Here is a 17805-nt window from a genome sequence, read left to right on the forward strand (position 1 = left end):
TAGGGTTGTGATCAGAGTGCGCGAGCCGCGTCGATCACCTGCTGGCCCAGCGGTCCTGCATTCTCAATGAAGCTGTCGAGTACCGGGCGGGTCGCCTGCTGCCACTTGGCAACATCGTCCGCGCTCAGCTCGATCACGTTCATCTCCTGCTTGGCATTGGCCACGGCATCCGCTTCCAGCGTTTGAATCTTGTCACGCAGCTGCTTTTCCACCTTCAGTGCGGCGTTCTGCAGGATTTCGCGCTCGCGATCGCTCAGACCCTGCCATACCTTCTCGTTGATGATGGTCATGAACTCGATGTTGGCATGGTTGGTCAGGGTCAGGTGATCCATGACCTGATAGAGCTTGCGCGGGCCCACGGCGGTAACACCGGTCATGCCGGCATCCACGGTACCACGCTGGTAGGCCAGGAACTGCTCAGAACCGGCCATCACGGTCGGCGCGGCATTCACGGATTTGGCGAACTCACCCAGAGTCTTGCCGAAAACGCGAACCTTCATGCCATCCATATCTTCAGGCAGCTGGATCGGCTTGTTTTTGGACAGCAGTGCTACACCGCCATAGGCCTGCCACCACAGCGGGCGGGCACCGGTCTTGATGATTTCATTGTCGAGCAGACTGCGCAGTTCACTACCCGGCTCGGTGGCCTTGATCACCTTGTCATAGGTCGGGAACATGAAAGGTACGTAGAACACGTCCACCGCCGGGATGGTGCCGGCCAGCTGGGTAACGCTCAGCACGCCCATTTCGATCGCACCGGAAGTGACCGCATGGTGGACTTCCTTATCCTTGTAAAGCTGAGCCGCCGGGAAAATCTGGATTTTGATATCGCCGTTACTGGTGCTTTCAACTTCGTTCTTGAAATCCACCAGGTTCTGGCCCAGATGGTGTTTCAGCGGCAACTGAAGCGTGACCTTCAGGGTGGTCTCTGCCAGAGCGGGCATGGCGGTGAGAGCAGTCATGAGTACGCTGGAGCAGAGCAATGTTTTCAGTTTCATGATCAATCCTTATCTTATAGTTCTCTGGGTAGAGCCGGCCTGATCAGTTCTGGCCGTGTTGTTGCATCAGCTGTTTTACGGATTCGGGCAGTGGACGCGTCAGGGTCCGGGGGCCGGCTTTGCCAACCTGTCCGGGCAGGTCGCGTCCCACGATGAAAGCCAGTGCACTCGATTGCGCCAGCAGACCGTCAAGGTTCACTCCGGTGCTCAGACCCATTTCATGCAGCATGTGCACCAGGTCTTCGGTGCAGATGTTGCCGGTCGCGCCGGGGGCGAAAGGACATCCGCCGAGTCCGCCCAGGGAGGCGTCATACTGGTTCATGCCGGCGGCCAGTGCTGCCAGTACATTGCTCAAGCCGAGGCCGCGGGTGTTGTGAAAGTGCATGGTGACTTCCAGCTCGGGCCAGCGCTCGCGGACCGCCTGACACAGGTCGTGGACCTGATTGGGTACGGCCATGCCGGTGGTATCGGCTAGGGTGATGCTGTGCAGGCCGCGTTCCAGATAGGCGTCGATGAAATGCAGGATGCGCTCCTGCGCCTGAGACCCTTCAAACGGGCATCCGAACGCCGTGGCCAGAGAGCCGTTCAGGCGCATCGCAGTCCCTGCCGTCATCTCGGCAATGCGGGTGAACTGCTGCAGTGACTGCTCGCAGGTCATGCGCATGTTGGCCAGGTTATGGCTCTGGCTGACCGACATCACCAGATTGATTTCGTCCACAGCCAGTTCCAGTGCACGGGCACAGCCTTTCTCGTTGGGCACCAGCGCGACATACCGGGTGTCGGTATCGCGGGTAATGCTGCGCATTACCTCTTCGGCATCGCGCAGGTTGGGAATCGCGCGTGGTGATACAAAGGAGGTCACTTCAATCTTGTTCAGACCCAGTCGGGCCAGTTTGTTGATCAGCTCGATCTTGGTCTCGGTCGGGACAAACTCGGGTTCGCTCTGGAAACCGTCGCGGGTTACCACTTCGTTGACCCAGACCTGTTGCGGGAACTGAGCAAACATCAGAGTGCCCCCTTGTCCTTCAGACCCTGAATCGCGTCGGCGTCGTAACCCAGTGCAGACAGAATCTCCTCGTTGTGCTCACCGAGCTGAGGGCCCAGCCAGCGGGTGGCTCCCGGCGTCTCGCTGAGCTTGGGTACGATGCCCGGCAGGGAGATCTGCTCGCCATCCGGCAGTGGCTGTTCGGTGATCATGCCGCGGGCCCGGAAGTGGGGGTCTTCGAAAATATCGGCTGCGGTGTTTATACCGCTGGAGGGGACGGCGGCGTCTTCCAGCACCTTCAGCGCTGCTTCCAGGCTGCGGCTGGAGGTCCAGGCTTCGATCGCCTCGTCCAGTTCGTCACTGCGACGGGCACGTCCGTCGTTATGCGCCAGTTCGGGGTCCTCGGCCAGATCCGGACGATCAATGGCATTCATCAGACGCTTGAAGATACTGTCACTGTTGGCGGCGATGACGATGTAGCGGTCATCGGCGCTGCGATAGGTGCTGGAGGGGGCGATGCCGGGCATGCTGGCACCGGTACGCTCACGCACAAAGCCGAACATGCCGTACTCGGGGATCAGGCTCTCCATGACACCGAATACCGCTTCATACAGGGCGACATCCACATACTGGCCCTTGCCACCATTCACCTTGAGATGGTGCATGGCCATCATGGCGCCAATGACGCCATAGAGCGAGGCCAGAGTGTCGCCGATACTGACGCCGGCACGGACTGGCGGGCGGTCCGGATAACCGGCCAGATAACGCAGGCCGCCAATGGATTCGGCAATGGCGGCAAAGCCGGGACGGGAGGCATAGGGGCCATCCTGGCCGTAGCCGGAAACACGGATCATGATCAGGGAAGGGTTGATGGCCGACAACTGTTCCCAGCCCAGGTTCCACTTTTCCAGTGTGCCGGGACGGAAGTTCTCGATCACGATGTCGCACTCTTCCACCAGTTTGTGGATCACGGCCTGTGCATCAGGATCCTTCAGGTTGAGCGTCAGGGATTTCTTGTTGCGACTCTGTGAGTACCACCAGAGGGAGGTGTCCTTGTACATCTTGCGCCAGCGGCGCAGGGGGTCTCCGGTACCGGGGGGCTCGACCTTGATCACTTCGGCACCGAACTGGGCCAGAATACTTGCGGCATAGGGGCCGGCGATCAGGGAGCCCAGCTCAAGCACGCGTACGCCTTCCAGCGGCAGCGGCTGACTTGCCTGTTCCTTGGCGGAGGAGTGTTCCTCGGTCATGTTTACCTCATCTTCGCATCACATGGCTACAACTCTGTGTGTAGAGATGATGGTCCTGAATACGAAAATGACAAAATGGTTAAATGCGAGGCTGCCATCTCCTTTCGCGATGGCAAGGGTCAGCTGTCCTGTCTCAGGTACTCCAGCAAACGTCTTGTCGCCTGTGACATGGGGTGCTGTCGGCTGGTACACAGCTTGAGGTTGCGGCTTGCCCAGGCATCTTCCAGTGCAATGGCTTTGATGCGCTGTGTGTTGACATAGGGGCGGGCGATATCCTGCGGCATGATACCGATCCCCAGATCCTGTTCGACCATGCGCAACAGGGCTTCATAACTGGTGACCTGAATCCGCATGCGGAAGGGGCGTTCTGCCGCTGCGGCTGCATGAATCAGCTTGTTGTTGATAGCGCTGCCGGTATGCAGTCCCACATAGTCAAATTCGAGTGTATCGGTGAAATGCAGGCGCTCGGCACTGGCCAGCGGGTGCTGGTTGGCGGTGATCAGCACCAGACGGTCGGAAAGGTAAGGGTGAATCTGCAGGTTGTCGGTGTTGCCCAGCACCTCGGTAAAGATACCGATATCAGCCTTGTTCTGGGCGACTGTCTCTATGATTTCAGAACTGATCTTCTCCTCCAGCTGGATCTGGATGCGTGGGTGCTGATCAAGAAAGGCTTTCAGCTGGCGGGGCAGGAACTGGGTGATGGCCGAAATGTTGGCAACGATCCGCACTTCCCCGCGAACACCCTGAGAGTACTCGTGCATGCGTGCATGCACCTCATCCAGCTGATGCAGCACGCTGCGCGATAACTGAGCCAGTGCCAGGCCGGCCTGGGTGCCTTCGACACCCCGGTTGGTCCGCGTCAGCAGCTGGGCATCAAGACTGGCTTCCAGTTCGCTGATCCGCTTGCTCACAGCGGAGGCCGCGATGTGCTCCTGTTCTGCGGCAGCGGCAATCGTTCCGGTTTCCAGAACGCGGACAAAAAGACGCAAAGAGGTGGGGTCCAGGCGCATAGAACGGCTCCAAAGGCAGACATCGGAACCGATTCTATGCGCTTGTACAGGAAAGGGGAAATCCCCTACCTTGAGCGATGCAAGTGGACATCCAGTTGCGGGAAGGCAATTTCGATGTTGTGCTCATTGAACATCCGGTTGATCGCCTTGTTCAGCTCGTCGGTGACGGGTACCCGGTCTGCCATGCTGCTGACGAATACGCGCAGATCAATACTCAGGGTGCTGTCGGCAAACTCGCGGAAATAGGCGTCCGGTGCCGGGTCTTCAAGCACACGTTCATTCTCCTGTGCGGCTTTCAGCAACAGCTGTTCGGCCAGTTCGACATCACTGCCATAGGCGATACCGACGGTGATCACGACACGCGTGGTGGCATCACTGAGTGACCAGTTGATCAGTTGCTCGGTGATGAAGGTCTTGTTGGGGATAATCACTTCCTTGCGATCCCAGTCGGTTATCGTGGTGGCGCGAATCTGGATGCGTGAAACGGTGCCGGTGACATTGCCCAGGGTGACGGTATCGCCGATGCGGACCGGTTTCTCGAACAGGATGATCAGGCCTGAAACGAAGTTGGCCACGATTTCCTGCAGACCGAAGCCCAGCCCCACACCCAGTGCGGCCACCAGCCACTGCAGTTTGCTCCATTGAACCCCAAACTGGCCGATGGCGATCATGACTCCGACCAGAATCAATGAGTACTTGAGCAGGGTGGTGACGGCATAGCCCGTGCCCGGTGACAGGTCCAGATGACGCAAGGCCAGCAGCTCTAGGAGGCCCGGGAGGTTCTTGGCGGCCAGCAGGCTGAGCCAGACAATCAACGCCCCGACGACCAGGTCACGCAGGGTTACGTGGGTGAGCACCTTTTGGTCTCCGTTTTGTTCCAGACTGCTCCACAGCTGAACACTCTCCAACACCTGAAGGGTTGGCAGAAAGTCGCCCAGCGTCAGCCACAGGAATACGCCCAGCAGCAGCACGATGGAGGTCTTGAGCAGCACCCGAGACTGGTCTGAAATGGTCTGCAGATCCAGATAGTCCTCCTTGAGCGGCGCCGTTTCTTCCTTGCTTTCGCGAGCCGCAATAATCTCTGCCCGGCGGGCACGGGCGCGACTGAACGCCAGGCGGCGCTCTTCGATCAGCAGCCAGCGCAGGCCCAGCTTGAACAGGATAAACGCGCCGATGAACTGCAGTATCACGACCAGCAATATCAACATGAAGAACAGGGCTGTGAGGGTGTAGCCCCAGAGTCCCAGTCCGAACATGGCCAGATTGAACAGGATCAGCAGGCTGACCCACAGGTGAGTGTTGTGCCACCAGCGGTGATTTGGCCGCAGATGTGCGAGGGCGTGGCCGACATGCCAGAAGCCTCGCCAGAACAGCAGCAGGCTTGCTACCAGAAGCAGGAACAGCAGACGACCAGGACCGCTTTGCAACTCGATGGCGTTATAGCTGTCGGTGACCAGCAGCAAGGACAGCAGTGGCAAAGAAACCCAGAACAACAGGTGAAACTGTCGCCTGATCACACGGGTCAGGGGGGCGGGCACCGAAAAGTGGCCGTTCATCAGGCCGTCTGGAGCTCTGAGCCAGATCAGGGCCATGCCATAGAACTGAAGACTCAATGCCCATAGCAGGAGCAGCTGATCAATGACCTGATGATAGGGGTGGTCCGGGTTCAGGCTGTAACTGCGCAGCAGCAGCAACAGCGCCGGTGCCGGCAACGCGGCGATGGCACCGGACAACAGCAGTCGCAGCGTGCGGGAAAAACGGTCGTGGACCACGTTGCCCAGTTCCTGACGCCAGCGCTGGCGGTGCTGTTTCTGGTAGCGGTAGGTTGCCAGTGACAGGATCAGCAGCAGGGCGAAGAACCCAAGCAGTGAGTTCAGGTGGGCATCCCTGGCCAGCAGTGGCTGGGCAAAAAGCTGTATCAGCTGTTGTTGCAGCATACTCAGACCGCTAGCGACCTCGCCAGGCCACTGCCATGAAACCGGAGGCGCAACCGGCAACCATAACAGCTGCTGCTCAATCAGGCGTCGGGCTTGCTGCAGGCGTTCGTTGAGCTGTTCCTTGACCGCCAAGAGTTGTGACAGCTCACTGATCAGTTGTTGGCGGTTTTCCTGAAGGCGGTCGCGCAGGGTCTGCTGGTTTTGCTGCAGCTGCTCCTGATATCGGCGCTGCGTAGCAGTCAGATCGGCGATTTCCATACCGCTGCCGCTGTCAGTTTGACGCAGGCTGTTGAGGTCCAGACTGCTCAGGCGCAGAGCGTTCAACGCCTGTCGCGTGTCTGCAGTATCCACCGGGCGGGACAGCTCCTGCATGAAGCGGCGCAGTTCATAACTGGCACTGTAGCTTTCCAGCTCCAGTTGCTGCTGTATGGTTTTGAAGCTGCGCGTGATCAGGTCCAGCTCACGTTCGAGTACCCCGCGCTGGTGCTGGGCGTCACTGGTGTGCTCGATCAGTTGCCGCAGTTGTTCGCTCAACTCCCGGTTCTGTTGCAGCAGATCGGTCAGCATCGGATGTTCCATGGCCGTTTCGTCAGGCACCGTCAGACTGCTCAGCGTGCTCTCCAGCTCGTCCCGCTGCATCTGTTCACGGCGATCCAGCATCCCTTTCAGGTCGAGACTGGCCTGCTGAACCTGACGTCGCAGCTGTTCCAGTTGCAGGCGTGCCAGCTCTGTCTGTCCAGGCAAAGCCAACAGCTCCAGTTCCAGTGCCCGTATGTGACTGCTGCGACGTTCCTGCAGGGCGTTTTTCAATTGCAGACGAGCATCGTTGAACTCCCGGCCTGCCTGCTCGGCGGGCAGAGCGGACAGGTCCGGCGGGGTCTGCTTGAGCTCAGCCAGTTGCTCGCGCAGGCTCAGCAGCTTTTGTTCATTGAGGTCGATCTGCTGACTCTGTTGTTCCTGCTGCTGCTCAAGCTGCAGCAGGGTCGCACGCTTCAGCGTAATCGCCTGTTCCAGTTCGGGTCGGTCCAGCTGTAGAAAACCGCTGTCTTTAATCGGGTCAGCGGCCTGCTCCAGTGTCTGCTGCTGACGGCGCAACAGCTCTGGCTGTTGTTCCAGCTGTTGCTGCAGCTCTTCGGCGCGTCGCTGGTATTGCTGGCTGCTTTTCAGGGCACTCAGGGTTCTCTGATAGAGGTCGCTCAGAGCAGCCTGATCGCCTGTCGAATCCTGCTGTTGTTCCAGCTGCTGCTCCAGGCGCTGGATGGTTTCTTCCGGGGAAGCAGCTAAAGTTAAGGTACAGGTCAGGAGCAAACCGGCCAGTAATAACCAGAGTCGCAGTAATCGTATTGTCATCAGTCTGTCAATATCAGCACATGGAGAGGGGGCATAATCGTAGTTGCTAATCAGAGCATAGGAGCATGACGGTGAACAGAACAAGAATAATACGACCTGATAGTCATGCAGAACCGGGTTTCCATCCCTGTCGGCTGCGTGAGTCGCTGGATACCTTCATCCCGGGAGAGCAGACTCTCTGCAATAATGAGGTTCAGGCCTATCTGGCCTATTACGGCCTGGAAGCGGTCAGCGCAATGGCGCGCTACAGCATTGGTACCGAGCTGATCGGTGACACGCTACTGGTGGTGCAGCATTTCAGTCGTGCTCACAGTCGTGGCACGGCAGTGGTGGTACATGGTTATACCGATCATGCCGGGCTGTATCGCCATCTGATCGCACATCTGCTAGATCAGCATTGGGATGTGTTGATTTATGACCTGCCGGGGCATGGACTGTCTTCTGGGCAGCGTTATGCCATCGACACTTTTCGCACCTATGCGCGTCAGTTGACCAGCCTGCTGCAGCGGCATGAACACAAGCTGACAATGCCCTGCGTCGGCATTGGTCAGAGTACCGGTGGTGCCATTCTGTTGCAGGTGGCGCTGGAGCGGCAGCGTGCGAGCTTGCTGCTGCGGGACCGGGTTTTGCTGTCGCCGCTGGTGCGTCCACGTCACTTCAACCGTATCGAGCTGAGCTATCGCTGGTTGCACTGGTGCCTCAAGCGTGTGAATCGTGAACACAGCGAGAGCTCCAATGACAGTGATTTCGTCCATTTCATGCGCCATCACGACCCCATGCAGGGTAATTTCGTCGATGTCGGCTGGGTGGGTGCGATGCTGGAGTGGGTGCATCTGGTGGAGTCGGTGGATGCCATCCAGATTCCGGCGCTGATCGTTCAGGGGACAGATGATCAGACGCTGGAGTGGGAACATAATCTGGAAGTGCTGGCGCGCCTGCTGCCGCGGGCCAATATCGAGCGGCTGGTGGCCGCACGTCACCACCTGGTCAACGAAGCAGAACCCTGGCGTCGAGAGGTGCTGGACCGGATCAGTCAGCGGCTGAAAACTCATTCGAGGCCGCAGCGACTGCCCCGCGTCGCCGTTTAGAAACCAGTGACGGCCATAAAACAAAACCCCGGTTGATGAGACCGGGGTTTTTGTCGTCTGACGACTGCCGTCAGGCAGAGGTCTGTGTTCGACTGATCAGAACAGGCGGCGGCAGCGAATGGTGCCGTTGACCTGCTTCAGCTTCTCCAGCGCCAGCTCGGAGTAGTCCGCATCGACATCGATCACCACATAACCAACCTTGTCGTTGGTCTGCAGGTACTGACCGGAGATGTTGATGCCGTTTTCGGAGAACACGGTGTTGATCTGGGTGAGGACACCCGGGATGTTCTCGTGGACGTGCAGCAGACGGTGCTTGTTCGGATGCTCCGGCAGCGCCACTTCCGGGAAGTTCACGGAGGTGATGGAAGAACCGTTGTCGCTGTACTTGACCAGCTTTTCGGCGACTTCGTAGCCGATGTTTTCCTGGGCTTCCATGGTGGAGCCGCCCACGTGCGGGGTCAGGATCACATTGTCGAATTCGCGCAGTGGGCTGATGAACTCATCGTCATTGGTGCGCGGCTCAACCGGGAATACGTCGATAGCCGCACCCAGCAGCTTGCCGGCCTTGAGTGCTTCGCAGAGAGCATCGATGTCGACCACGGTACCACGTGCGGCGTTGATGAAGATGGCATCCTGCTTGATCTGTTCAAACTGGAATTTACCCATCATGTCCTTGGTCGCAGCGGTTTCCGGTACGTGCAGGCTGATGATGTCACACATGCCCAGCAGTTCCGGCAAAGAGCTCACCTGCTTGGCGTTACCCAGCGGCAGCTTGGTCACGACGTCGTAGAAGTAGACGTCCATGCCGAGGCCTTCGGCCAGTACGCTCAGCTGAGAGCCGATGCTGCCGTAGCCGACGATACCCAGTTTCTTGCCACGGATCTCGTAGGAATTCTTGGCGCTCTTCTGCCACTCGCCACGGTGAGCCTTGGCATTCTTTTCCGCTACGCCACGCAGCAGGATGATCGCTTCGGCCAGCACCAGCTCGGCAACAGAGCGGGTGTTGGAGTAAGGCGCGTTGAAAACGGCGATACCGCTCTCGGTTGCGGCCTGCAGGTCAACCTGGTTGGTACCGATGCAGAAACAACCGACGGCAACCAGTTTTTCGGCCGCTTCAAACACCTGACGGGTCAGCTGGGTGCGTGAACGGATGCCGATGAAGTGAACGTCACGAACCTTTTCGATCAGCTCTTCTTCCGGCAGGGAACCGGTATGAAACTCGATGTTGGTGTAGCCCTGCGCGTTCAGCGTGTCGATCGCGGACTGGTGCACGCCTTCCAGCAACAGAATCTTGATCTTGCTCTTATCCAGAGAAGTAGTTTTGCTCATCTTCTGCGACTCATGCTGCAGCTGGGCGGAAAGTCGTCCAGCCAGGGAAAAATTGAGGTTGGCAAGTCTATCACAAACTCGGTGACGGTGTGGGGTCACACAGAGTTGCGTGGTGGAAAATTATTCAGCTCGTCATGAATACAAGCGAAGATGAGGGCTGAGGTGGGGATCAGCCCTGCAGGCTCGACCGTAATCAGCTGTAATAGCAGAGGTAAGCGGTCGGTGTTTCGATGCGCACGTCGAACGAGTCACCAGCGGTGATGTTGAACTCCGTACCGGCGGGGAATGAAGTCCACTCGTCACTGCCCGGCAGGCGAACGACCAGTTCACCTGCCGTTACGATCATGCGCTCGTTCTGGCTGGTGCCGAAGGTGAACTCACCCGGCAGCATGACGCCGGATGTGGCGGGACCTTCCGGGGTTTCGAATGCGATGGAAACGACTTTGCCGTCGAAGTAGCTGTTGGTGCTGAGCATGGGCTCTCCTTGAACTCAGGGGCCGTCAGGCCGTCATTGGGAGTCGCATCATAATCTGCAGGCCCTGCAGCTGTCATCTGCCCTGAACAGGTCGTGCCTGTTCCAGCACCAGGTCGACAAATGTCTGGTTGGCACGCGAGAGATGATGCCCCTTGCGCCAGGCCAGAGACAGGTCCAACCAGACCGGAGTGGCGAAGGGAATGGCCACCAGGGAGGGGTCATCGATAACGACCATTTCCAGCAGGGTGGTGATGCCATAACCATGGGAAACGATCTGCTTGATCAGCGGAATCAGATTGGTTTCGAAACCGATGTTGGGAGTCACCCCGGCTTCGTGGCTGATTCGGTCGATCACTTCGCGATGAAAATAGCCTTCCTTGAACAACACCAGCTCCTCTGCAAAAAATGCGTCATAACTGATGTTGTCGGCTGCGGCCAGGGGGTGATCGACAGGCAGAATCGCCATCATTTGTGCCTGCAGAAAGCGGTGGGTCTCCAGTTCCTCCGGTGGGGTGTCGCTGACGATAACCCCCATGTCGATCTCACCTCTGTGGATCATCTGTTGCAGCTTGCGCGTGCCGGCCTCCACGACCTCCAGCCGAATGCCGGGATAGCGGTGGCGGAACGCCATCAGAATCGGTGGAAAATAGTAGGAGCCCAGCATGCTGGGAATGCCGACACGGACCTCGCCCCGTTCCAGAGTATGCAGTTCGCGCATCTCTCGTTCGGCGTCCTGAACGGCTTGCAGAATCCGTCGCGCATGCCGCACCAGCACTTCTCCTTCGCTGGTTAATCGCACCTGCCGCTCCTGTCGGTCAAACAGGGGCAATTCCAGCTGCTGTTCCAGCTTGCGAATGGCCATGCTGACGGCCGGTTGGGCGATGTGCAGTTGTTCCGCGGCGGCGGTGAAACCGCCCTGTTCGGCAACGGCAAGAAAATAGCGAAGATTGCGCAGTTCCATATCAATATTAATTATTGGTTTTATAAAAACTATATATTTTAATGATTTTAAATCCACTGTTATTGTCGGACCACTCAACTTTCCGAATGCTCGATTCAGGTACGCCCCATGATTGTTTCCGGCAGCGCCGCCTTCTGGCGGGCAACTCTGGCCCTGTGCCTGGGGTCGTTCATGATTTTCTCCAATGTCTACGTGACGCAGCCGCTGCTGCCGATGCTGGCCGAGGCGTTTCAGGTCTCGCCCTTGCAGGCGGGCTGGACCTTTACCGTCACGACGCTGACGCTGGGACTCTCGCTGCTGATCTGGGGTCCGCTGTCTGATGCTCTGGGGCGGCGCTGGATCATGTTGCTCACCATGGGCGGCGCGACGCTTGTCACCTTGTTGCTCTCCTTTATTGACAGTTATACCGGCATGCTCGTATTGCGTGCGGTGCAGGGCGTCCTGCTGGCCGGCCTGCCGGCGATTGCGATCGCCTGGATGGGGGATGAGTTCGAGCGTCCGGCCGTATTGCTGGCGGTAGGGCTCTACATCGGTGGCAACAGCCTGGGCGGTATCAGTGGTCGCCTGATCGGCGGTTTTGTCGGGGACTGGCTGGGATGGTCCGAGGCATTTCTGGTGATGACGCTGATCAGCCTGCTCTGTCTGATTCTTTTCGCACTGCTGTTGCCGGCGTCACGGCACTTTCAGCCACAGCCCGTGAAACCGCGTCGCATGTTGGCAGATTTGCGCAGCCACTTGGGGAACCCCGTGCTGCTGCTGGCCTACCTGATTGGTGGCTTCAACTTCTTTATCTTTATCAATCAGTACAGTTACATTACTTTCGTGCTGGCTGATGAACCTTACAGCCTGCCGGCCAGCCTGTTGGGCATGCTGTTCCTGACCTATCTTGCGGGCACCTTCGGTTCAGCGATTTCCGGCAAGGTCGGTCAGAAACTGGCTCAGCCTCTGTGCATGGCCCTGGGAATCATGGTGCTGATGGCCGGAAGTCTGCTCACATTGTCGTCGCAGCTGTGGCTCATCGTGTTGGGCTTTCTGGTGAACAGCTTCGGATTTTTCTTTGCCCATTCCAGCGCCAGCAGCTGGGTCAGCCAGAATGCGACCCATGCCCGTGCCAGTGCTTCATCCCTGTATCTGCTGTTCTATTACACCGGTGCCAGCACGGGCGGCTTCTATCTGCATCCGTTCTGGGAATGGCAGGCTTGGAACGGCGTGGTGGTCGGATCGCTAATGGTACTGGCGGTGACCCTGTCATTGAGTCTTTGTCTTTACCGGTTACAGCAGCGTCAGCTGAACGCGGCGCTGGCCTGATCTGTTAGACTGTGGACAGAATCTGTTTCGGAGATCCTTCGTGATGACGTATCAACATCGTGCGGCTGATGGCCGCGAACTGGAGCTGCCATTGGGTAAAGTGGTCTGCATTGGTCGTAATTATGCCGATCATGCCCTGGAGCTGAACAATCCCATTCCCAAGGAGCCGATTCTGTTTATCAAACCGGCAACTTCGGTGGTGCCAATGGAGCAGCCGTTCCATGTCCCTGTCGACAAGGGAGCGGTACATTTCGAAACCGAGATGGCGGTACTGATCGGCGAGACGTTGCGTGCTGCCAATGAGCAGCAGGCGATGCATGCCATTGCCGGTATCGGTCTGGGGCTGGATTTGACCCTGCGTGAGGTTCAGGATCAGCTGAAACAGAAGGGCCAGCCCTGGGAGAAATCCAAATGCTTTGATGGCGCCTGTCCGCTGTCGGCCTTCCTGTCCCCGGCATCGGTGAATGATCTTACCGATGTGCAGATACGACTGACCGTTAACGGTGAGGTGCGCCAGGATGGCAATTCGGCGCAGATGCTGACGCCGGTCCTCAAGCTGCTGTCCTATGCCAGCCACTGGTTTACGCTGGAGCCGGGGGATGTGGTGCTGACCGGTACTCCGGCCGGTGTTGGGCCGGTGCAGCCTGGCGATCAACTGCGAGTGGAACTGGTGGACCTGCTGAGAGTCGATACCTCGGTGCTCTAAACCGCCGCAAAGAACCGATACTGCGAAACGGACGACTGAGGCAAGCCTGTGCCGACAAGGGGAATTTGATGCTCTGGTTTAAAATGCTGCATATCCTGGCGATGACCAGCTGGATGGCAGGTATCTTCTATCTGCCACGTATTTTTGTGCACTATGTGGAAGGTCGCGAGGCTGGGCAGGATGTGAGCCGTCTGGAGATCATGGCGCGCAAGCTGTTCGGTTTCATGACCATCATGGCCGTGTTTACGCTGGGTCTGGGATTCTGGCTCTGGTTGGGATACGGGTTCAGTGGTGGCTGGTTGCACGCGAAGCTGCTGTTTGTCGTTTTGCTGATCGGTTACCACTTCTGGTGTCGTGCGTATCTGAAGCAGATGCAGCGAGGTGAGCTTAGCCGCAGCGGGCGCTATTTTCGTCTTTACAATGAGCTGCCGCTGCTGATTTTTATCCCGATCCTGATCTTCGTGGTGGTCAAACCCTTCTGACCCTTGAGCAGGTCTGCATCAATCGGTGCGGGCCTGCTTGTGTTCCAGTCGTGCGATGCGTGCCTCCAGCCGGTCGGTCGCTTCGCGCAGTTCCTCCACCTGTTCCTGCCAGATATCGATTTCTACCTGTGTTGGCAGCAGACGCGCTTCTTCGTGCAGGTATTCTTCCAGACTGTGGATCAGGCTGCTGCTGCCATAGCGCAGCTGGTGCGCGGCGGTGCGCAGCAGGTTGGCCAGCGGGTGTGCCGCGGTGTCGCCGATAATGTCGGCCAGCCAGGCTTCCCAGTCGATCTGGCTGTCGGCGAGAATCTGTTGCAGCCGGTGGACCAGTCCGCTATCCCCTTCAATCGTCACGCCGTGTCCGAACAGCACCTGATTGCCCGCCTGGGGCAGGCGTATCAGGTTCAGCGCAGATCCGCGGATACAGGCGTCGGCTTCGTCACCGCTCTCGGCCAGCAGGTCGATACCCTGATTGTGGGGCAACAGGGTGCAATGCCATTCCGGTTGATGGCACTCGACGCGGATTTCGCACCCGGCCAGTTCGCCCAGTCGCGCCAGGGTCACCGGGTCTCTTGCCAACACTCGATTGAGGCTTGCCTCGGCCAGGGTCAGCAGCGTCGCGTTGATCATTCCTGAGGCCATGACGTTACTCCTGTGGGACCGGGTTCAGGACAGTATCAGGGTTTGATGCCGGTATGCAGGGCCACGATGCCGCCGGTCATATTCTGATAACGGCAGTTGACGAAGCCGGCCTGCTCCATCATGCCTTTCAGGGTTTCCTGATCGGGATGCTTGCGGATCGACTCGGCCAGATAGCGGTAACTGTCGGCGTCACCGGCGATCACCTTGCCCATCTGCGGCAGAATGTTGAACGAGTAGAAGTCATACAGCTTGGTCAGGGCCGGGTTGTCGGTCTTGGAGAACTCCAGGATCATCAGTTTGCCACCCGGTTTCAACACGCGCAGCATGGACGCGATGGCCGCATTCTGGTCGGTGACGTTGCGCAAACCGAAGGCGATGGTGATGACGTCGAAGGTGTTGTCCTCAAACGGCAGACACTCGGCATTGGCCTGAACGTACTCCACGTTGCCGGCGACACCGGAGTTAAGCAGCTTGTCGCGCCCCACCTTGAGCATGGAGTCGTTGATGTCGGCCAGCACCACCTTGCCTTCGGAGCCGACCATACGCGCGAACTTGCGCGTCAGGTCGCCTGTGCCGCCGGCAATGTCGAGTACCTTGTGGCCCCGGCGCACGCCGCTCTGGTCGATGGTGATGCGCTTCCACAGGCGGTGGATGCCGCCGGACATGAGGTCGTTCATCAGATCGTACTTGCCTGCTACCGAATGAAAGACATCGGCAACACGTTTGACCTTCTCTTCGACCGGGACGTCCTGATAGCCGAAGTGAGTGGTTTTTTTCTCGTTCTGCTCTGACATTGTTCTCTGTCCGACTGTTGATCTGGTTGGGGGCATTCTACTCTGCGCCCCGGCGTTTGTCGCACCCGTGTAGGCGGGGGCAGTCAGCCCCTTGCGATCAGGCCGTTGTCACGGCTGGCTCCGGCTGCTTCCAGCTGCTGCAGGTAGCGTTGCCAGTAATCATCCTGATTGTGGGCCAGATCGTACAGATACTCCCAAGTGTAGAGGCCGGAGTCATGACCGTCATCAAAGATGATTTTCAGGGCATAGTTGCCGGCCGGCTCAACACCCTTGATGCCGACATGCTGCTTGCCGGTCTGTAATACGCCGTTACCGATGCCGTGGCCACGAACTTCGGCCGAGGGTGAGTGTACACGCAGAAATTCGGCGGTCAGCTCAAAGCTGCCGTCGGCGTAGATCAGTTCCAGCGTGCGGGACTTCAGGTGCAGCTTGATATCGGAGGGCAGGGGAACCGAAGTATTCATGGTGGGCTCCGTAAAGGCCGGGGTGGGTTCACCCCGGCTAAGGGTCATCAGAGGATGTAGTGACTCAGATCTTCGTCGTGACTGAGTTCATCCAGCTGCGCGTTGACGTAGTCTGCGTCGATCCGGATGGTTTCGCCGGACTTGTCGGAGGCCACGAACGACAGCTCGTCCAGCAGGCGTTCCATCATGGTGTGCAGACGGCGGGCACCAATGTTCTCGGTCTGTTCATTGACCTCGAACGCCAGCTGGGCAATACGCTCGATACCGTCTTCGGTAAATTCCACGTTGACGCCTTCAGTTGCCAGCAGCGCCTTGTACTGCTCGGTCAGTGAGGCCTTGGGTTCGGTCAGGATGCGACGGAAGTCGTCCGGCGTCAGGGCGTTCAGTTCGACACGGATCGGCAGACGGCCCTGAAGTTCGGGGATCAGGTCGGATGGGCGAGCCAGGTGGAAGGCGCCGGATGCGATGAACAGGATGTGGTCGGTCTTGACCATGCCGTACTTGGTGCTGACGGTGCAGCCTTCGATCAGCGGCAGAAGGTCGCGCTGAACCCCTTCACGGGACACGTCACCACCACTGTTGCTCTCACCGCGCTTGCACACCTTGTCGATCTCGTCGAGGAAGACGATACCGTTCTGCTCAACCAGTTCCACTGCCTTCTGCTTGGCTTCCTCTTCCTTGACCATGCCGGCCGCTTCCTCGTCGGTCAGCAGCTTGAACGCATCCTTGACCTTGAGGCGCTGGGTCTTCTTGCGATCCTGTCCCAGGTTGGCAAACATGTTCTGCAGCTGGCTGGTCATCTCTTCCATGCCGGGAGGCGCCATGATTTCGACACCGACAGGTGTCTGTGCCACCTCGATCTCGATCTCCTTGTCGTCCAGTTGGCCTTCACGAAGCTTCTTGCGGAAGATCTGGCGGGTAGCACTGTCGGTCTTGCTGGGTTCTTCCTGACCAAAGCCGGTAGGACGTGCCGGCGGCAGCAGGGCATCCAGGATGCGCTCTTCAGCGGCTTCCTCGGCGCGGAAACGGACCTGTTCCATCGCCTGCTCGCGTACCATTTTGACGGCCATCTCGACCAGGTCGCGGACGATGGTTTCCACGTCGCGGCCAACGTAGCCCACTTCGGTAAACTTGGTGGCTTCTACCTTGATGAAGGGAGCGTTGGCCAGCTTGGCCAGGCGGCGAGCGATTTCGGTTTTGCCGACACCGGTCGGGCCGATCATCAGAATGTTCTTGGGCGTCACTTCCGGGCGCAGCTCGTCGTTCAGCTGCATCCGGCGCCAGCGGTTACGCAGTGCAATTGCGACGGAGCGCTTGGCGTTGTCCTGACCGATGATGTGACGGTTGAGTTCATGCACGATCTCGCGCGGGGTCATGTTGGACATGTTCAGCTCTCCTCGCGGCTGCTGGTCAGGGTTTCGATAGTCAGGTTGTCGTTGGTAAAGACACAGATACCGGCGGCGATATGCAGGCTTTTCTCAACGATGTCGCGTGCGCTCAGTTCGGTGTTGTCCACCAGTGCTCGAGCCGCGGCCAGTGCGTAATTGCCGCCGGAGCCGATGGCGATGACGCCGTCTTCCGGTTCGATCACGTCACCGTTGCCGGATATCAGATAGGTCTTGTCACGGTTGGCTACCAGCATCAGCGCCTCCAGACGGCGCAGTACGCGGTCGGACCGCCATTCACGGGCCAGATGGATCACGGCATTGACGATGTTGCCCTGGTGCTTGTCGAGCTGCTGCTCAAACAGGTCGCGCAGGGTGATGGCATCCGCGGTGCTGCCTGCAAAGCCGGTGATCACCTGATGCTTGGGCAGCATGTTGACCTTCTTGGCGGTGCCTTTCATCACGGTGTTGCCCAGTGAAACCTGGCCATCACCGCCGACTACGACCTGGTCGCCGCGGCGCACGGAAACAATAGTTGTCATAAGAAAAAAATCCTGTCGGTCCGATAATGGACACCCCAGGAGGCTGTCAGGGCTCACCCGGGTGTCAGATGACTACAGATATGGATGCGGGTGACGGAA

Annotated in this window: 17 protein-coding genes; 4 read left to right on the forward strand and 13 right to left on the reverse strand. The window is 58.5% G+C overall.

Annotated features, from left to right (window positions below):
* Window positions 1-11: 11 nt before the first annotated feature.
* From LN244_RS01405 to LN244_RS01425, 5 genes are all read right to left on the reverse strand, one after another.
* A complete protein-coding gene (locus LN244_RS01405) occupies window positions 12-998 on the reverse strand; it encodes a TRAP transporter substrate-binding protein (protein WP_239041083.1) in 987 nt (328 codons plus the stop codon).
* 43 nt (window positions 999-1041) lie between these two features.
* Window positions 1042-2004, reverse strand: coding sequence for a hydroxymethylglutaryl-CoA lyase (locus tag LN244_RS01410; protein WP_239041084.1), 963 nt, complete (start codon window positions 2002-2004; stop codon window positions 1042-1044).
* The gene (locus tag LN244_RS01415; protein ID WP_239041085.1) at window positions 2004-3233 is read right to left on the reverse strand and encodes a CaiB/BaiF CoA transferase family protein; all 1230 of its coding nucleotides are present in this window, start codon (window positions 3231-3233) and stop codon (window positions 2004-2006) included. Before LN244_RS01415 ends, LN244_RS01410 begins: the two co-directional genes overlap by 1 nt.
* 119 nt (window positions 3234-3352) lie before the next feature.
* Window positions 3353-4243 carry a LysR family transcriptional regulator gene (locus tag LN244_RS01420; RefSeq protein ID WP_239041086.1) on the reverse strand — a complete coding sequence of 297 codons (891 nt, stop codon included), beginning with the start codon at window positions 4241-4243 and terminating at the stop codon, window positions 3353-3355.
* 65 nt (window positions 4244-4308) lie between these two features.
* On the reverse strand, window positions 4309-7530 hold the full coding sequence (locus LN244_RS01425; protein WP_239041087.1) for a mechanosensitive ion channel domain-containing protein: 3222 nt from the start codon (window positions 7528-7530) through the stop codon (window positions 4309-4311).
* 71 nt (window positions 7531-7601) lie between these two features.
* On the opposite strand from LN244_RS01425, the gene LN244_RS01430 reads away from it, so the two are divergent.
* Window positions 7602-8618, forward strand: coding sequence for an alpha/beta hydrolase (locus LN244_RS01430; protein WP_239041088.1), 1017 nt, complete (start codon window positions 7602-7604; stop codon window positions 8616-8618).
* 96 nt (window positions 8619-8714) lie between these two features.
* Here the strand turns inward: LN244_RS01430 and serA are convergent, their stop codons facing one another.
* The 3 genes from serA to LN244_RS01445 form a co-directional block, all read right to left on the reverse strand.
* Window positions 8715-9947: a phosphoglycerate dehydrogenase gene (gene serA / locus LN244_RS01435; RefSeq protein ID WP_239041089.1), complete on the reverse strand. Its 1233-nt coding sequence runs from the start codon at window positions 9945-9947 to the stop codon at window positions 8715-8717.
* A gap of 193 nt (window positions 9948-10140) precedes the next feature.
* Window positions 10141-10422: a pyrimidine/purine nucleoside phosphorylase gene (gene ppnP, locus LN244_RS01440; RefSeq protein WP_239041090.1), complete on the reverse strand. Its 282-nt coding sequence runs from the start codon at window positions 10420-10422 to the stop codon at window positions 10141-10143.
* A gap of 73 nt (window positions 10423-10495) precedes the next feature.
* Window positions 10496-11383: a LysR family transcriptional regulator gene (locus tag LN244_RS01445; RefSeq protein WP_239041091.1), complete on the reverse strand. Its 888-nt coding sequence runs from the start codon at window positions 11381-11383 to the stop codon at window positions 10496-10498.
* A 108-nt stretch (window positions 11384-11491) separates the two neighbouring features.
* On the opposite strand from LN244_RS01445, the gene LN244_RS01450 reads away from it, so the two are divergent.
* The 3 genes from LN244_RS01450 (at window position 11492) to LN244_RS01460 (ending at window position 13879) form a co-directional block, all read left to right on the forward strand.
* Complete coding sequence (locus LN244_RS01450; RefSeq protein ID WP_239041092.1) at window positions 11492-12691, forward strand: MFS transporter; 1200 nt, start codon at window positions 11492-11494, stop codon at window positions 12689-12691.
* A gap of 43 nt (window positions 12692-12734) precedes the next feature.
* Window positions 12735-13397: a fumarylacetoacetate hydrolase family protein gene (locus LN244_RS01455; RefSeq protein WP_239042347.1), complete on the forward strand. Its 663-nt coding sequence runs from the start codon at window positions 12735-12737 to the stop codon at window positions 13395-13397.
* Window positions 13398-13465: 68 nt separating this feature from the next.
* Window positions 13466-13879: a CopD family protein gene (locus LN244_RS01460; protein WP_239041093.1), complete on the forward strand. Its 414-nt coding sequence runs from the start codon at window positions 13466-13468 to the stop codon at window positions 13877-13879.
* A gap of 18 nt (window positions 13880-13897) precedes the next feature.
* Here the strand turns inward: LN244_RS01460 and LN244_RS01465 are convergent, their stop codons facing one another.
* The 5 genes from LN244_RS01465 to hslV form a co-directional block, all read right to left on the reverse strand.
* Window positions 13898-14521, reverse strand: coding sequence for a ubiquinone biosynthesis accessory factor UbiJ (locus LN244_RS01465; RefSeq protein ID WP_239041094.1), 624 nt, complete (start codon window positions 14519-14521; stop codon window positions 13898-13900).
* 35 nt (window positions 14522-14556) lie between these two features.
* Window positions 14557-15315, reverse strand: a complete 759-nt coding sequence (gene ubiE / locus LN244_RS01470; protein WP_239041095.1) for a bifunctional demethylmenaquinone methyltransferase/2-methoxy-6-polyprenyl-1,4-benzoquinol methylase UbiE — start codon at window positions 15313-15315, stop codon at window positions 14557-14559.
* A gap of 83 nt (window positions 15316-15398) precedes the next feature.
* A complete protein-coding gene (locus tag LN244_RS01475) occupies window positions 15399-15779 on the reverse strand; it encodes a gamma-butyrobetaine hydroxylase-like domain-containing protein (RefSeq protein ID WP_239041096.1) in 381 nt (126 codons plus the stop codon).
* Between the two features lie 47 nt (window positions 15780-15826).
* On the reverse strand, window positions 15827-17164 hold the full coding sequence (hslU, locus tag LN244_RS01480; RefSeq protein WP_239041097.1) for an HslU--HslV peptidase ATPase subunit: 1338 nt from the start codon (window positions 17162-17164) through the stop codon (window positions 15827-15829).
* A 2-nt stretch (window positions 17165-17166) separates the two neighbouring features.
* Entirely contained in the window at window positions 17167-17706 is a 540-nt protein-coding gene (gene hslV / locus LN244_RS01485) for an ATP-dependent protease subunit HslV (protein WP_239041098.1), read from the reverse strand.
* Window positions 17707-17805 lie beyond the last annotated feature (99 nt).

The sequence above is a fragment of the Marinobacterium sediminicola genome (assembly GCF_022343685.1).
In the GTDB taxonomy this organism is placed as follows: Bacteria; Pseudomonadota; Gammaproteobacteria; order Pseudomonadales; family Balneatricaceae; genus Marinobacterium; species Marinobacterium sediminicola.

Coding starts and splice junctions, on each gene's coding strand:
- LN244_RS01405 (WP_239041083.1), bottom strand. CDS start 998: ATGAAACTGAAAACATTGCTCTGCTCCAGCGTACTCATGACTGCTCTC.
- LN244_RS01410 (WP_239041084.1), bottom strand. CDS start 2,004: ATGTTTGCTCAGTTCCCGCAACAGGTCTGGGTCAACGAAGTGGTAACC.
- LN244_RS01415 (WP_239041085.1), bottom strand. CDS start 3,233: ATGACCGAGGAACACTCCTCCGCCAAGGAACAGGCAAGTCAGCCGCTG.
- LN244_RS01420 (WP_239041086.1), bottom strand. CDS start 4,243: ATGCGCCTGGACCCCACCTCTTTGCGTCTTTTTGTCCGCGTTCTGGAA.
- LN244_RS01425 (WP_239041087.1), bottom strand. CDS start 7,530: ATGACAATACGATTACTGCGACTCTGGTTATTACTGGCCGGTTTGCTC.
- serA (WP_239041089.1), bottom strand. CDS start 9,947: ATGAGCAAAACTACTTCTCTGGATAAGAGCAAGATCAAGATTCTGTTG.
- ppnP (WP_239041090.1), bottom strand. CDS start 10,422: ATGCTCAGCACCAACAGCTACTTCGACGGCAAAGTCGTTTCCATCGCA.
- LN244_RS01445 (WP_239041091.1), bottom strand. CDS start 11,383: ATGGAACTGCGCAATCTTCGCTATTTTCTTGCCGTTGCCGAACAGGGC.
- LN244_RS01450 (WP_239041092.1), top strand. CDS start 11,492: ATGATTGTTTCCGGCAGCGCCGCCTTCTGGCGGGCAACTCTGGCCCTG.
- LN244_RS01455 (WP_239042347.1), top strand. CDS start 12,735: ATGACGTATCAACATCGTGCGGCTGATGGCCGCGAACTGGAGCTGCCA.
- LN244_RS01460 (WP_239041093.1), top strand. CDS start 13,466: ATGCTCTGGTTTAAAATGCTGCATATCCTGGCGATGACCAGCTGGATG.
- LN244_RS01465 (WP_239041094.1), bottom strand. CDS start 14,521: ATGGCCTCAGGAATGATCAACGCGACGCTGCTGACCCTGGCCGAGGCA.
- ubiE (WP_239041095.1), bottom strand. CDS start 15,315: ATGTCAGAGCAGAACGAGAAAAAAACCACTCACTTCGGCTATCAGGAC.
- LN244_RS01475 (WP_239041096.1), bottom strand. CDS start 15,779: ATGAATACTTCGGTTCCCCTGCCCTCCGATATCAAGCTGCACCTGAAG.
- hslU (WP_239041097.1), bottom strand. CDS start 17,164: ATGTCCAACATGACCCCGCGCGAGATCGTGCATGAACTCAACCGTCAC.
- hslV (WP_239041098.1), bottom strand. CDS start 17,706: ATGACAACTATTGTTTCCGTGCGCCGCGGCGACCAGGTCGTAGTCGGC.